This window comes from Nocardia sp. GCM10030253 (assembly GCF_042675075.1).
Lineage (GTDB): Bacteria > Actinomycetota > Actinomycetes > Mycobacteriales > Mycobacteriaceae > Nocardia.
In genome coordinates this window covers 327,469-340,595 of sequence record NZ_JBHTDL010000002.1, presented here as the reverse complement: position 1 = coordinate 340,595, position 13,127 = coordinate 327,469, and the positions used below count along the sequence as shown (strand labels likewise).

At 67.4% G+C, this 13,127-nt stretch carries 11 protein-coding genes, 1 pseudogene and 1 riboswitch; of the genes and pseudogenes, 7 read left to right on the top strand and 5 right to left on the bottom strand.

Annotation, left to right across the window (positions count from 1 at the left end; all coding sequences use genetic code 11):
* The first annotated feature begins 20 nt into the window (after window positions 1–20).
* Window positions 21–320 carry a hypothetical protein gene (locus ACFQZZ_RS01970; RefSeq protein ID WP_378672914.1) on the top strand — a complete coding sequence of 100 codons (300 nt, stop codon included), beginning with the start codon at window positions 21–23 and terminating at the stop codon, window positions 318–320.
* 63 nt (window positions 321–383) lie between these two features.
* Here ACFQZZ_RS01970 and ACFQZZ_RS01965 read toward each other — a convergent pair whose 3' ends face one another.
* A complete protein-coding gene (locus ACFQZZ_RS01965; RefSeq protein WP_378672911.1) occupies window positions 384–1,610 on the bottom strand; it encodes a site-specific integrase in 1,227 nt (408 codons plus the stop codon).
* Window positions 1,611–2,015: 405 nt separating this feature from the next.
* Here ACFQZZ_RS01965 and ACFQZZ_RS01960 point away from each other — a divergent pair, with 405 nt between their 5' ends.
* A complete protein-coding gene (locus ACFQZZ_RS01960) occupies window positions 2,016–2,960 on the top strand; it encodes a hypothetical protein (RefSeq protein WP_378672908.1) in 945 nt (314 codons plus the stop codon).
* Between the two features lie 842 nt (window positions 2,961–3,802).
* Here ACFQZZ_RS01960 and ACFQZZ_RS01955 read toward each other — a convergent pair.
* Window positions 3,803–4,393 (bottom strand): NADPH-dependent FMN reductase, encoded by a 591-nt coding sequence (locus tag ACFQZZ_RS01955; RefSeq protein WP_378673231.1) that lies wholly within the window; start codon window positions 4,391–4,393, stop codon window positions 3,803–3,805.
* Between the two features lie 127 nt (window positions 4,394–4,520).
* On the opposite strand from ACFQZZ_RS01955, the gene ACFQZZ_RS01950 reads away from it, so the two are divergent.
* Window positions 4,521–5,258: a TetR/AcrR family transcriptional regulator gene (locus tag ACFQZZ_RS01950; protein ID WP_378672905.1), complete on the top strand. Its 738-nt coding sequence runs from the start codon at window positions 4,521–4,523 to the stop codon at window positions 5,256–5,258.
* A gap of 98 nt (window positions 5,259–5,356) precedes the next feature.
* Here the strand turns inward: ACFQZZ_RS01950 and ACFQZZ_RS01945 are convergent, their stop codons facing one another.
* The gene (locus ACFQZZ_RS01945; RefSeq protein ID WP_378672902.1) at window positions 5,357–6,583 is read right to left on the bottom strand and encodes an alpha/beta fold hydrolase; all 1,227 of its coding nucleotides are present in this window, start codon (window positions 6,581–6,583) and stop codon (window positions 5,357–5,359) included.
* On the opposite strand from ACFQZZ_RS01945, the gene ACFQZZ_RS01940 reads away from it, so the two are divergent.
* From ACFQZZ_RS01940 to ACFQZZ_RS01930, 3 genes and pseudogenes are all read left to right on the top strand, one after another.
* Window positions 6,582–6,857 carry a hypothetical protein gene (locus ACFQZZ_RS01940; protein ID WP_378672900.1) on the top strand — a complete coding sequence of 92 codons (276 nt, stop codon included), beginning with the start codon at window positions 6,582–6,584 and terminating at the stop codon, window positions 6,855–6,857. The two genes, ACFQZZ_RS01945 and ACFQZZ_RS01940, sit on opposite strands and share 2 nt — an antisense overlap.
* A riboswitch (TPP riboswitch) is annotated at window positions 6,857–6,971 on the top strand. (Overlaps the previous gene by 1 nt.)
* Window positions 6,968–8,338, top strand: a complete 1,371-nt coding sequence (locus ACFQZZ_RS01935) for a purine-cytosine permease family protein (RefSeq protein ID WP_378672896.1) — start codon at window positions 6,968–6,970, stop codon at window positions 8,336–8,338. (Overlaps the previous riboswitch by 4 nt.)
* Before the next feature lie 59 nt (window positions 8,339–8,397).
* Window positions 8,398–8,763 (top strand): annotated as a pseudogene (locus ACFQZZ_RS01930) (epoxide hydrolase N-terminal domain-containing protein); the annotation flags it as partial.
* A 281-nt stretch (window positions 8,764–9,044) separates the two neighbouring features.
* On the opposite strand, the gene ACFQZZ_RS01925 reads toward ACFQZZ_RS01930, so the two are convergent.
* Together ACFQZZ_RS01925 and ACFQZZ_RS01920 are read right to left on the bottom strand one after the other, a co-directional pair.
* On the bottom strand, window positions 9,045–9,518 hold the full coding sequence (locus tag ACFQZZ_RS01925; protein WP_378672894.1) for an iron chaperone: 474 nt from the start codon (window positions 9,516–9,518) through the stop codon (window positions 9,045–9,047).
* A gap of 131 nt (window positions 9,519–9,649) precedes the next feature.
* Window positions 9,650–10,006: a VOC family protein gene (locus ACFQZZ_RS01920; RefSeq protein ID WP_378672891.1), complete on the bottom strand. Its 357-nt coding sequence runs from the start codon at window positions 10,004–10,006 to the stop codon at window positions 9,650–9,652.
* 300 nt (window positions 10,007–10,306) lie between these two features.
* On the opposite strand from ACFQZZ_RS01920, the gene ACFQZZ_RS01915 reads away from it, so the two are divergent.
* Entirely contained in the window at window positions 10,307–13,111 is a 2,805-nt protein-coding gene (locus ACFQZZ_RS01915; protein ID WP_378672885.1) for an ATP-binding protein, read from the top strand.
* Window positions 13,112–13,127 lie beyond the last annotated feature (16 nt).

The window sequence follows — 13,127 nt, the reverse complement described above, 5'->3', positions numbered from 1 at the left end:
CTTCTGCGGGGGAGGTTCAGATGTCCGTATTGATGGTTGTGGTATTCGCGCTTGCGGGCGTTGTGCTGGTCGGGTTCTATCCTGTCGCTGCCGGTGTGTCCTTCTTTGTCGCGGTGGTGTTGATCGGGATCAGCGGTGTCCGTTTCTTCCGTCAGCGGCGACGTGCCCAGTCATGGACTGCGAGCGGCCGGGCTCGGGTGGGGCGTTATGGCGGTGGTGCCGCACTCGGCAGCTATGTGAATGGTGGTTGCGGTGGGGGTGGCTCCGATGGCGGTGGAGACGGTGGTGGAGGAGGAGGCTGCGGTGGCGGTGGCGAGTGATGCGTCGCGGCCTCGCACCCTCCCCGAGGAACGCACGTTCGCCCTGGTGGGATCGCCGGATGCTCAGAGGCCCAGTTTGGTGACGGCATTGTCTTCCAAGGGGTTTGCGGTGCGGATGTAGCCGTGCACAGTGCGGGGGTTGGACCAGCGCCCTTGCCGCATGATTTCGCGGTCGCTGGCGCCGCCGAGTGCGGCTTGGGTGGCGAAGCCCGCGCGCAGGGAGTGGCCGGAGAAAAGGGCGGGGTCGAGGCCGGCGCGGGCGGCATAGCGCTTGATGAGTTCGGCGATGGCGCGACCGGACATGGGGTGGGCGGCGATGCCGCCGTGGCGGGTGATCGTCGGGAACAGTGGTTGGTCGGTGTAGTCGGCGAGGGTTGTGCCTTCGAAACCGTGGCACCGGTGGATGTCCGGGGATGCGGGTGGTGTGTCGGTGAGCCACGCTCGCAGGCCGGTGTTGCCGTGGGCGGCATGGACTTCGAGTAGTCGCAGCCAATCGGCGAAAGCGCAGACGGGGCAGGTGTGCGGGCGTTGGCCGCGGGGGAGGGCGACGCGTTGTTCGGTGACACCGGTGGGGTCGGTTTTCGTGGTGGGCAGTTGGACCAGCAGGAGGGGTTCGCCGGTGCGGTGATCGAGGTTCACGCGGATATCGCTGATACGGAGACCGGCGAGTTCGCTGCGGCGCAGAGCACCAGCGAATCCGACGAGCAGCGCCAAGGTGTCGCGGCGGCGGGCGGGTTCGGTCGGCCAGCCTGGTTCCGGGAGACCGGCGAGGAGCTGTTCGAGAGTGTGCAGCAGGACGGGGCGTTTGCGCGTGGGTTGAGTGCGGCGAGTGCGACGGATGCCGCGCAAGGTCAGACGGACTACGTCGGAGCGGGTGGGGGAGGGAAGTCCGTTGGCGGCGTGGACGGCGGCGATAGCGGCGGCCTTGCGTTCGAGGGTGGCGGCGCTGAAAGCCCACTGCTGAGGCGCGGTTTCATCGTCACTGTGACGCATTGCGTCGGCGGCTGCGGCCAGGTAGACGGCGACATCGAGGGGGTCGGCGGGGAGGGCTTGCCGGCTTTCGGCAGCACACCACGCCGACCACGCGATCCAGTCGGTGCGGTACGCGCGCAACGTATTCGCGGATTGGGATGCCTCGAGATATCGGCGCAACGATCCGGCTTGGTTGTCGTCGAAGCGTTCGCGAACCAATCGCAGTGCGGCAGCATCGATCAGCACGCTGCGCACTCCTTTGCGTAGTTCGGTCTGTACCGACTCCGGCACCGCGACAACAGCGGTTCGATCGTCCACGAATCAGCTCCCTAGTTTTCGTGTGGTTCCGTAGCGGTTTCGTTTCGTTTGTGTCAACCAAACGAAAACGGAACTCCTGCACCGGCTATCGGTCACTCTATCCGAATCTGACCACCGATAAGGTTCACTTATCGGCGGTCAGACGAAGGTGTCGCAAAATGAGTCTTCCTGGGGCGACACGTATTTCGTTTCGTCTAAATACGTTGGAAATGACGAAACAAACGCTACGATTCTCCGGTGTCCAACGTGTGCAACTACCCGGGCTGCCCCCGGCCCATCACTCGCGGCGGCGGCCCCGGCCGGCCGTCGGAATACTGTGACCATCCAGATCACACGCGATGGCGAGCCTGGCGGGAACGTCAACGGCAGCAGCAGGAGTCGGAGATCTCGACCGCTTCCGTCACTGTGACGCAACAGGGTCCGGCGACGGTCGCCCGCTTACGCGCCGATGAACTGCTCACCCAGTTCCGTGGACTGGCCGATCAATTGGGCACTACGTTGAACGCGGCCGTGGCCGAGCTGTCCACGCTGGCCGACCCCTCGATTGCCGAAGCGCAGGTCCAGGCCGTGCAGGCGGATGCGGCACGCCGGATCGCCGAAGCCGAGATGGCGGGGGTCGCCGCCGAACAGGCGCGGCGCGAGGCCGAGGTAGCCAGAGCGGTCGCCGACGCCGCCGCCGAGGATGCCGCCGCTGCGGCCGAACACGCGGAAGGGCTGGTCGCCGCGGCGAATACGGCCCGCGATGACGCGCTGCGCGAGGTCGAGCGCACCACCCGGCAAGCCGCCGACGATGTGTTCGCCGCCCGAAGTGACGCCGAGGCCGAAATCCGCACCGCGCGGCGCGAGGCGGCCGAGGACATCGAGCGGATCCGGCAGGAAACGGCCGATCAGGTGCAACAAGCACAGCGACGCGCCGACAGCGAGATCGGACATGCCCAGCGCGAATCGGCGGCGCGGGTAGCGGCCGCACAATCGGAACGCGATCTCGCCGTGCAGCGGGCCGCGGATGCCGAGCGCGCGACCGAACGCGCCGAGCAGGCAGCCGTGGAACGAGTGGAGGCAGCCAACGAGGCACGCGAGGAATGGCGAAGGGTCCGAGCCGAACTCGATGCCACGCGCACCGAGCTGGCCGAGGCGCGGCGAGCGGCGGCGGCGGAGGTCACCGCGGTACGCACCGAGGCGACGGGGACGATCGAGAAGGCGCGAGCCGAGGCAGCGCAACGTATCGAGGCATTGGACGAAGCACGCGCCCAAACCCTGGCCCGCGCCGAACGCGCCGAACTCCAACTCGACGCGTTGCTCGCCGAAACACGGCGTCCGGGCGCGCCGAAAGCGCTTGCGGCGGAGTGAATGCGAAGAACTCGGTGTCGAGTCAGCGTCGACGGCATAGGCACCACCTCGAAACTAACTGTGCCCCATCCGCATTGGATGGGGCACAGCCTTCGGTTCGCCTCGACGGCAGGCTGGTCGAGCAGGACCTCATGCAACGCAGAGGATTCGGCGGCATCGACTACCGCGCATGAGACGTGCTCCTACGCGAGCAGATCATGAACTCGACTCGGTTCGTTGGGGCGGATCCGTGATAGGCGTGTTCTGGGCCCCCGCGAGCCACCATCCGCCATCCTTCTCGACCAGTACGTACATAGCGATCTCGGAGAACCCGCCCGCTTCGGCGGCGAGCCTACGGATCTGGGTTAGTACGACCCCCGGCGCGGGCGAAGTCGCGCCAGCGACTTCGAAGTGTGACCGCGGTGCAACCTGTGCGGCCATCAAGCGGCGGTGTATGGCGTTCAATTCGGAGTAGCCGGTTACTGACGCACCATACGGACTGCCCCACACCACGTCTGCCGCGAAAGCGGCATCGTAGCCGTCCGCGTCGCCTGCTGCGCCTGACTGCTGTAGCCCTTCGGCGAACCGTGAGGCCACCTCGTGGGCCGTGGTAGCGCGCGATGGATCACCGAGAGTAGGTCGGGTTCGCATTTTCCTTGCTCCAATCACTTCAACTATCAGTTACCTGTGCACTGCGCGGACGGGATATCGGCCTGCGGTCGGGCAGGCGACCGTACGGCTCTGTGGAGACTGCCGATAAGGCCCCGTGGAAGGGGGTGAGTTCGAGGACCTTTGTCCGTCGAGCGCCGCGAGGAAGGAGCGCGGGAGTGTCGGACGGTCGGTCATTCATCGCTGTGGCGATGTCAGACGGCGTACGGGCGGACGCGTCTGGCCTCGCGCAGGGACTGTCCCCACCAGGTGAGCTGGTCGAGCATGGCCTTGGCTGCGACGTCGCACCCGGGGTCGGACGGCTTGCCGTCGGCACCGAAGATCTCACCGTAGTTGTGGAAGCTGACGGTGTTGCGGATCGTGACCGCGTGCAGCTCCGCGAGCACGACACGAAGCTGCTCAACGGCGCGCAGCCCGCCGGCGAGTCCACCGTAGGAGACGAAGCCGACCGGCTTGGCGTGCCACTGCTCGTTGTGCCAGTCGAGGGCGTTCTTCAGCGACGCGGGGAAGCTGTGGTTGTACTCGGGCGTGACGATCACGAAGGCATCAGCCTGGGCCAGCCGCGGCGACACCGCGCCAAGCTGTGCCACGACCTCATCGGACGGTGCCTGCCCGAACGCCGGGAAAACGGTCGGCAGGGGCGTCTCGACGAGGTCGATCAGGTCGGCCGTCATGTCCTCGCGCTGAGCGATGTGTCCGGCGATCCAGTCGGCGACGACCGGACCGAACCGCCCGTCCCGGGTGCTGCCGATGATCACTGCGGTGCGCAGGATGTCGTCGGTCAAGTCAGCCACGAAAACCCCTCGACAATGTGTACGCTGTATCCATAACGTACAACGTACACATTGCAGTGTACGAAGTCCACACCCGGTACGCTGTACACAGCATCGGCCGGCGGAAGGAACCCAAGCGATGGCCTCCCAGGAGAGACAGTCAGCGAGCGAGGACAAGGACCCCGTCTCGTTGTGGGAGCGCCTCGAACGACCGGCGCCGGCTCCCCGCACCACTCTCACGCCCCGGCGGATCGCCGAGGTCGCGGTCGCCGTCGCCGACGCGGAGGGACTCGACGCGGTCACCATGCGTCGCCTGGCCACCGGACTCGGCGTCGCCCCCATGGCCGCGTACCGCTATGTCACCGGCAAGGACGAGCTACTCGAGCTGATGGTCGACTTCGTCTACGCGGAGCTGGATCTGCCTGACGGCAAGGACGGCTGGCGCGCGACCATGCGGTCCGTCGCCCTGCGCATACGGGAGGTCCTGCTGCAGCACTCGTGGGTGACGCGGGCGGCGTGCGGCGCGCCGACCCCGAACCAGCTGGCCGTGGTGGAGGCGGCCCTCGTCGCACTCGACGGCCTCGGGCTCGACGTGGACACCGCCATGGCGGTCTACAGCACCGTCGCCGCCTATGTACACGGCGCGGTCGACTCGGAGGTCAGGCTGAGTCAGATGCTCCACGTGCGCGGCTGGTCCACCCGCGAGGAGGCCCGCGCGGGACTGGCCACACAGATGACCTCGCTCATGAACACGGGCCGTTACCCGATGTACGCGCGCTATATCCACGAGGCCGACCGCAAGGACGACGTGCGGTGGCAGTTCGAGATCGGTCTGGACTCCATCCTCGATGGCATCGCGGCGCGCCTGGCGATCTGAGGACATCTCGGGGGCCGGTCGGCGCCGATACGCCGACCTCTAGGATCCGCCGCCCCGTGGATTGCCCGCCGCAGGTGACGGTTGACGGTTCAGGCACGTCAGGTGGGCGGGAATTCCTGTTGGAATACCTCGAGGATCTGCGGCAGGGCGACGCGGGCCGTGCTGCCGTGGTCGATATCGCCGAGATCGACCAGGGTGGCCTTGTCGCTGCGCAGTGCTTGCAGGCAGTGTTCAGAATTGGCGTAGGGGACACTGCGATCGCCGGAGGCGGCGTAGAGGCGGACCGGGACGCGTGGTGTCCAGTCACAGGTGCCGTCGGTGTCGGCCAACGCTTTCAGTGCGGCTCCGGTGGGGTTGCGCGACCAGGCGATGAACTTCGGCGTCAACAGCTGTTGTGGCGTAGTGAGCAATGCTGCGCTGATGGCGATTTCATTGTGGTTGCCGTCGAAGAGTTCTTCTACCTTGGATGCGTACGGTTCCTGGAACGCTTCGGCGGGACTGTCGTAGAGATGGTGGATGCGGTTCATCGAGGTGAGCCAGTATGCGAAATAGAACACCGCGCTGGCGGGTATGACTCGGCCGTCGAGACCCGCGGGCGTCTCGACGTTCCGCACGTCGTAGGGGCCGCTGATCGGTGCCAGTGCCGCGAGTCCGAAGCCGGGGGCCTCGCCTGCTTGTAGTGCTTTACCCAGGGCCGTCGCGGCCTGACCGCCTTGGGAGAAGCCGGTGACGAGGATGTCGGGGTCGAACTCGCGCTGCTGCTGCGCCGCGATCGTGCGGGCCGCACGCAGCAGGTCGACCGAAGCGCTGACCTCCGTCGGTGCGTGCGTGTATGGATGGAAACCGGGGCCTTCGCCGAGTCCCAAATAGTCCGGAGCGACCGCCGCATAGCCCGCCGCGGCGAACATGATCGTGCGAGCCCGGTCGGGGCGGGTTGTGCCGTTCACCGACGGTGCATCGCTCTTGAGCGACAGGGTGCCGTGCTCGTAACTGACCACGCGTAGCCGACGGGATTCGGTGCGCGGTAGCGCGACAAGTCCACTCGCGGTGGTCGGCGCGCCGCTGGTGTCGATGGTCCGATACACGACGCGATAGGCGTCGACACCGTTGCGCGCCGAAGCTTTCAGGTAGGCCATGGTGTCGTCTGTGGACATCTGTGCGAGCGGGACCGTCGAGACGACCTCGCCACGGATCACCTGTTGGGTGGAAGTCGATGCGCTGCCATTGTCTGCGTCGTGTTTTGTATCGGACGCACAGGCCGTCGACCCGCACCACAGGACGATCGCGCCGAGGACGGCGGCCGCGCGACGCGTGGATCCGGTCATGAACTCCGCCCGCCTCTCCTCGGCGAATTCACCGGCTGCAACCAGGCATTCGCTGCATCAGGTGAAATCGTGTGTGGCATGGGGACACTTCGTCGACAACGTCAGCGGTTGTGGGCTGGACATCCTCGACATCGTCGCGCAGTGGTACGAGTCGAGTTTCGCAGACCGCAGTGCCGAATTGCACGATGTGCTGTCGAGCGAGGACCCCGTCATGGTCCGGTACACCTTCCATGGCCGTCACACGGTCCGACACGTGTACGATTCGCCCGAATAAGACCCCACCGCGGGAGCTCGGGCACGGCCGGGCTGAGAGGGCGGACCCGACGTTTCGCCGACCGCATGAACCTGTCCGGGTAATGCCGGCGTAGGGAGTTGTGCTCAGGCATGTCCGCACCGACCCTGGACGAATCCGAACGGCACGAGGCACCGTTCACCCTCGATGAACCCGCACCGAAGGTGCTTTCCTTTTGGGACCAGAGTGCCTTCTGGGCCAACCTCGGCGTCAGCCTCATCGCCTTCAGCGGCGCCTACACAGTGCTGGCCCCGAACACCGAGTACGCACCACAGATCTCGATCGCCGCGGGCATTTTCGCGATGATCGTCGGCACCGTCCTCGGCGGTTTGATGCTCGGCATGGCCGCGGTGCCGGGCGCGAAGACGGGCAAGCCCTCGATGGTGTTGCTGCGTGGCCTGTTCGGCGCGAAGCTCAGCTATCTGCCGACCGTGCTCAATATCGCCCAGTTGATCGGCTGGGGGATATTCGAGTTGATCGTCATCGGCAATGCGGCAGAAGAGCTGTTCGGCGGCGGCCCGCACTGGCTGTATGTGGTGCTGGCCGGTGTGCTGACGACCGCGCTGACGATCTGGCCGCTCGGCTCGGTCCGGTTGTTGCGCCGATTCGTGACCATCGGTGTTGTGATCGCCCTGGTCTGGTTCTACATCCAGTTCCTGCAGAAGGGCCTGCCCGACCTGACCATCAACCCCGGCCCCGAGGGCGACGGCCCGTTCGGTGTCGACTGGAACCTCTTCTGGATCGCCACCGACGCGGCGCTGGCCGTGTCGATCTCCTGGGCGCCGGTCGCCGCCGACTACACCCGCCACTCCCGCAGCACCGGCGCGGCATTCGGCGCCGCGAGCGGCGCCTACGCGGTCACCCAGATCGTCGCCTACATCCTCGGCCTGTTCGCGCTGGCACTTGCGACCGGAGACGGCGGCCAATACACGCCGTTCCTGCAGGTCAGTCTCGGCGCGGTCTTCTTCTTCGTCTTCGTGTTGCGCGAGGCCGACCAGTCCTTCGCCAACGTGTACTCCACCGCCGTCTCCATCCAGAACCTCGCGCCGCGCATCGATCGGCGCGTGCTGTCGATCGGACTCGGTGTCCTGATCACCCTGCTGGCGTTGCGCCTGAAAATGGAGAACTACTTCGGCTTCCTCGGCCTGATCGGCTCGGTGTTCGTGCCGCTGCTCGGTGTGCTGGTCGCCGACTTCTTCCTGCGCGCGAAGGGGCAATGGAACACGGCACCGGACGCCCCCTCGCGCTGGGGCATGATTGTCGCTTGGCTCGTCGGCCTGTCGGTCTACCAGCTGATCAACCCGGGCGACGCGGGTGTCTGGACCGACTTCTGGGTCGGCATCCAGGAGAAGGCGCATTTCACCAAGCAGGCTTGGATGAGCGCGTCACTGCTGTCGTTCCTGGCCGCGATGCTGGTGGCCTGGATTGCCGGGCGCGTCTCGACGGTCCGGAAGTCGGCGTAGCAGAACGCGAGAATCAGTCGGCGCGAACGCCTCGGTGAGGGCGTCCCGAGTAGACGCGGGTGCAGTCGGCAGGCATCGGAGGTCTCGGTCACATCTCTCGACCTGCTGAGCCACCTAGGGCAGGATTTGCCCTAGGTGGCTCATGGCGTAGTTCTCATGAGCACAGAGATCACCCCCTTCCGGATCGATATCCCCAAGAGCGGCTCGACGACTTGAATCGGCGACTGGACGACACCCGCTGGCCCGACGGGGTTACCGGTGTGGGGTGGGCACAGGGCATCCCGCTCGACTACACCGAGGAACTGGCACGCTACTGGCGCGACACCTACGATTGGCGAGCCCAGGAGGCCCGACTCAACTCCTTCCCGCAGTTCCGCACCGAGATCGACGGCCACGACGTGCACTTCATCCACGTTCGGTCGGCAGAACCCGACGCGTTGCCGTTGGTGCTCACGCACGGATGGCCTGGATCGATTGTGGAGTTCCTCGAGGTGATCGGGCCGCTGACGGACCCGGTGGCGCACGGTGGCGACGCGCAGGACGCGTTCCACGTCGTCGTGCCGACCATTCCCGGTTACGGGTTCTCCGGCCCCGCGGTCGGCTGGTCGACCGCGGGGGCCGCGCGCGCGTGGGCGCAGCTGATGCATCGTCTCGGCTACACGGGGTCTCGCCGGGTGATGACCAGTTCGTCGCCACGGCGCGGGCCTCAGCCCACCGCTTTCTTCACGAGCTCGCCGATCTTCGCCTCGTCGGCGGCGGTCACCTTCGTCAGCGCGAAAGCCGTCGGCCACATCGCGCCGTCGTCGAGGTTCGCGGTGTCACTGAACCCCAACGTCGCGTACCTCGCCTTGAACTTCTCCGCGCTCTGGAAGAAACACACGACCTTCCCGTCCTTGGCGTAGGAGGGCATCCCGTACCAGAGTTTCGGCGAGAGCTCCGGCGCGCTCGCTTTGATGACGGCATGGACCCGTTCGGCCATGACGCGATCCGATTCCGCCATCTCGGCGATTTTCGCGAGCACGTCTTTCTCCCCGTCCGCCTTCGCAGCACGCGCACCACGACGCGCGGCCGTCTTCAACTCCTGGGCATGCTCTTTCATCGCGGCACGTTCGTCGTCGGTGAATCCCACGGTGGCCTTGCTCTTCGCGGTGGTGCGTGTGGCGGACTTCTGAGTATTCATTCCGGTTTCCTCCGTGTCAGTTCTTGATGGGGACGATCTTGATGTTTGGGGCTGTGCACTCGCTGGCTGCTCTCAGCACGCGGATGCGGGACTAATTTTTGGCAAGTACACGAGCACGGCGGGGTCGGTACTCAGCGGTCCTGAATCAGGCCGAGGACATTGCCGTCGGTGTCGGTCACGGCGGCTACCAGGCGGCCGCCGCCGACGTCGTGCGCAGGCTCTTTCACGGTGGCTCCCGCTGCGGTCATCTCGGCCAGCTTCGCTTCGATGTCCGGCACGTGCCAATAGGCCACCGATGCGCTCAGACTCTGCTGTCCACCGCTGGGCACCAGCCCGATGTGCTGGCCCTCGGCCTCGAAACCGACGTAGTAGGACGAGTCGGTCTGCGGCGGTACGCCGAGCAGGGCGGCGTACACGGCCTTGGCTGCCGCCAGGTCGGACACGGGATACAGCACGGTCTTGATTCCCTGGGTGGGAGAGCTGGTCATGATCACTCCTGAAGTCGTTGGTCACATCGACCCGGTATGTCGGTCTGTTGCGACGAACCGGACGTGTTCACAGCATCTCCTCCGGCACGCCCGACCCGCATCCGTGGCGACCACGGAACCGTCCACTGATCGGGGGCACGGATCGCCTACGGCCGGTGCTGTGCTGCCGGGTCTTTACCCCGCGACCATGCCGGACGTTATGCGTTGCGGCCTTGCGCGTCACCGGGGCCGGCATCCGCGCCCACCAGGGAAACCAACCGAGCAGTACGAGCGTGACGCGGATACGGCAGAATAGGGCCCATGGCGGCGACGGTGGAGATCTCGGCTCGGGAAGCCGAGGTGCTGGCGCTGGTGGGGGAGCATCTCAGCAACGCCGAGATCGGTGCGCAACTGTTCATCTCGGTGCGTACGGTGGAGAGCCATGTCTCCTCGCTCCTGCGCAAGCTCGAGGTTCCTGATCGGCGGGCGCTGGCCCAGCGCGCGTCCGAGCTGGCTCGCACCGACCGGTCGAACCCGGCACCGGTCCTGCCGACACCGCTGACCTCGTTCATCGGCCGGACGCGGGAGCGGGCCGAACTGACCGAGATGATCAAAAAACACCGGCAGGTGACCGCGGTCGGCCCCGGCGGAGTGGGCAAGACCCGGCTCGCGTTGACGGTCGCCGCGGAGGCAACCGGCGAGTACTCCGACGGGGTGTGGTTCGTCGACCTGGTACCGATCACCAGCCCGGACACCTGCGTGGTCGCCGGTACGGTCGCGCTTGCGCTCGGCCTCGGCGAGCAGCCCGGCCGGAGCATGGACGAGTCGGTGCTGGCTGCGCTGGCCGACCGTCACGCCTTGCTGGTGCTGGACAACTGCGAACACGTGCGGGACGGGGTGGCGCCTTTCATCGAACGGCTGCTCGAGACCTGCCCTCGATTGACGGTGTTGGCGACCAGCCGGGCCCGGCTGATGGTGCCGTTCGAACGGGTGTATACGGTCCCGCCGATGTCGTTGGCCGGCGAGGGCGAATCGGATGCGGTCGCGTTGTTCATGGACCGCGCGGCGGCGGCCGGCTGGCCGCCGAATCACGCACTGCGTGACCAAGTCGCCGAGTTCTGCGAGCGGCTGGATGGAGTGGCGCTGGCGATCGAGCTGGCCGCCGCGCGCTGGACCACGCTCGGGCTGGATGGCCTTACCGCCGGCCTGTCCGACCAGCTCCGGATGCTCGCCGGCGGCGCCCGCGCCGACGACCGGCACCGCTCGGTGCGGGCAGCGCTGGACTGGAGCCACGCCCTGCTGGAGCCGGACGATCGAGTGCTCCTGCGGCGGGTGTCGGTGTTGGTGAAGTCTTTCACCGTTGCGGCGGCGGCGCAGGTAGCCGCGTCCGAGAAAGGCGTTGTCGCTGAGGGACTTGCCCGGCTCGTCGAGCAGAGCCTGCTGGTGGTGACGGCGTCCCCGAGCGGGACCGAATACCGGGCGCTGGAAACCATCCGCCAGTACGGGATGGAGCGGCTCACCGAGGCCGGTGAGCTGGTCGACGCCCGGTCCCGGCATCTTCGCTGGTGCCTGGCCGAGGCCGCCGACCTTGCGGTGGTGCGAGCGGGCTGGCGGCCACGATTCGACGCGGTGGCCGACGACTTCCGCGTCGCACTGGCGTGGGCGGCCGACCGGCCGGAGCAGCGCGCGGATGCGTACCGCTTCGCCCGGTACCTGGCGGACCTGACCTTCACTCGGCACCTGACCGGCGAGTCCCAGATGCGTTATGAGCAGGCGGCCGCGCTCGCAGATGACCCGGCCGCCACCGCAGTGCTGCTGCGGCACGCAGCTGCCGCGGCCGGATGTCAGATGCGGGGCGACGACATGTACCGCCTGCTCCGTGCGGCCGCGGACGCCGCCCACCGAGCCGGGGACACCGCTGGCGCCGCCACCGACCTGGCGACCGCCGCCACCAACGCGTACCGGTTTTCGAGCAAGTTTGCCCGGAGCCTGCCACCGGAGGAGGCGACCGCGCTCATCACCGAAGCGCGGGAGCTGGCCGGCGATGACCCGGCCGCCCAGGCCGCGCTGGCGCTGGCCGAGGCTGGCAGGGCGCTGACCGAAGCGTTCGGTGCCGCCCAGGGCGCATCCGACAACGCCGTACCGGAGACGATCGCGCGCGCCGAACGGGCGGTCGAACTCGCCCACCGCACAGGCGACCCGCTCGCCGAGTCCGCCGCCCTCGACACGCTCGCCGGCGCCCAGAGCTGGGCAGGGGACACATTCGCCGCCGCGGCCACGGCACGGCGCCGGATCGCGCTGCTCTCGTCCACACCGAACACTCCGGCAGGCACCCACGAGCTGATCGACGCGCTCGGTGAGGCCACCGAGGCCGGCCTCGGTGTGGGAGACCTGCCGGGTGCCCGCCGGTGGGCACGGCAACTCGCGGATCATCCGTTGCTGGCCGAGGTTGGCCATCGTGCCACGTGTTGGCTGCTGGTGGCCGACGCGTTGGCGGGCAACGTCGACGAGGTACTCACCCGCAGCGTCCGGTTCCTCGAGGCGTGGCAGCGGGCCGGCAGCCCCGCCAGAACGGTCCTCGGTGCGGCAGTGGCCGGTGTGGAGATGATCCACGGCCTACGCGATGACGACAGTGCCCGGCGCGAATGGAACGCGGTCTTGAATCAGCTCGGCACCCCACCGGGACATGCCCACGGCTACCAGGCGGTCTTCGACGCGATGCTGTTGCTCCACAATGGACAGGCAAGGGAGGCGCTGGAACGGATGGCGCCGGAGCCCGGCGAGGTGTGGAGATGGGTCACCTGGATCTGGCTGCACTGGTATGTGGCGCTGCGCGCCGAAGCCACCGTGCTCGCCGGGAGTTCCGATGCCGGCGACCGCCTGGCCGAGGCCAGGACCATCGTGGCCGGGAACCCCATCGCCGGTGCCATTGTGGAGCGGGCCGAAGCGCTGCTCGCCAAGGACCAGGAGCGGCTGCTCGCCACGGCGGATGCGTTCGACGCCGCCGGTTGCCGCTACCAGTCGGCGCGCACCATGGTGCTCGCCGGCGGCGACCATGCTGCCCGCGGCGCGGCCGCGCTCGCCGATCTGGGCCTGGCCCCGATGACCCCGCCCTGGCACCCATGAGGTGTCCGGACCGCAC

Excerpts from the sequence above, each read along its gene's own strand:
- ACFQZZ_RS01915 (WP_378672885.1), top strand. The coding sequence starts at position 10,307 with ATGGCGGCGACGGTGGAGATCTCGGCTCGGGAAGCCGAGGTGCTGGCG.
- ACFQZZ_RS01940 (WP_378672900.1), top strand. The coding sequence starts at position 6,582 with ATGAACTCCGCCCGCCTCTCCTCGGCGAATTCACCGGCTGCAACCAGG.
- ACFQZZ_RS01950 (WP_378672905.1), top strand. The coding sequence starts at position 4,521 with ATGGCCTCCCAGGAGAGACAGTCAGCGAGCGAGGACAAGGACCCCGTC.
- ACFQZZ_RS01925 (WP_378672894.1), bottom strand. The coding sequence starts at position 9,518 with ATGAATACTCAGAAGTCCGCCACACGCACCACCGCGAAGAGCAAGGCC.
- ACFQZZ_RS01935 (WP_378672896.1), top strand. The coding sequence starts at position 6,968 with ATGTCCGCACCGACCCTGGACGAATCCGAACGGCACGAGGCACCGTTC.
- ACFQZZ_RS01920 (WP_378672891.1), bottom strand. The coding sequence starts at position 10,006 with ATGACCAGCTCTCCCACCCAGGGAATCAAGACCGTGCTGTATCCCGTG.
- ACFQZZ_RS01970 (WP_378672914.1), top strand. The coding sequence starts at position 21 with ATGTCCGTATTGATGGTTGTGGTATTCGCGCTTGCGGGCGTTGTGCTG.
- ACFQZZ_RS01945 (WP_378672902.1), bottom strand. The coding sequence starts at position 6,583 with ATGACCGGATCCACGCGTCGCGCGGCCGCCGTCCTCGGCGCGATCGTC.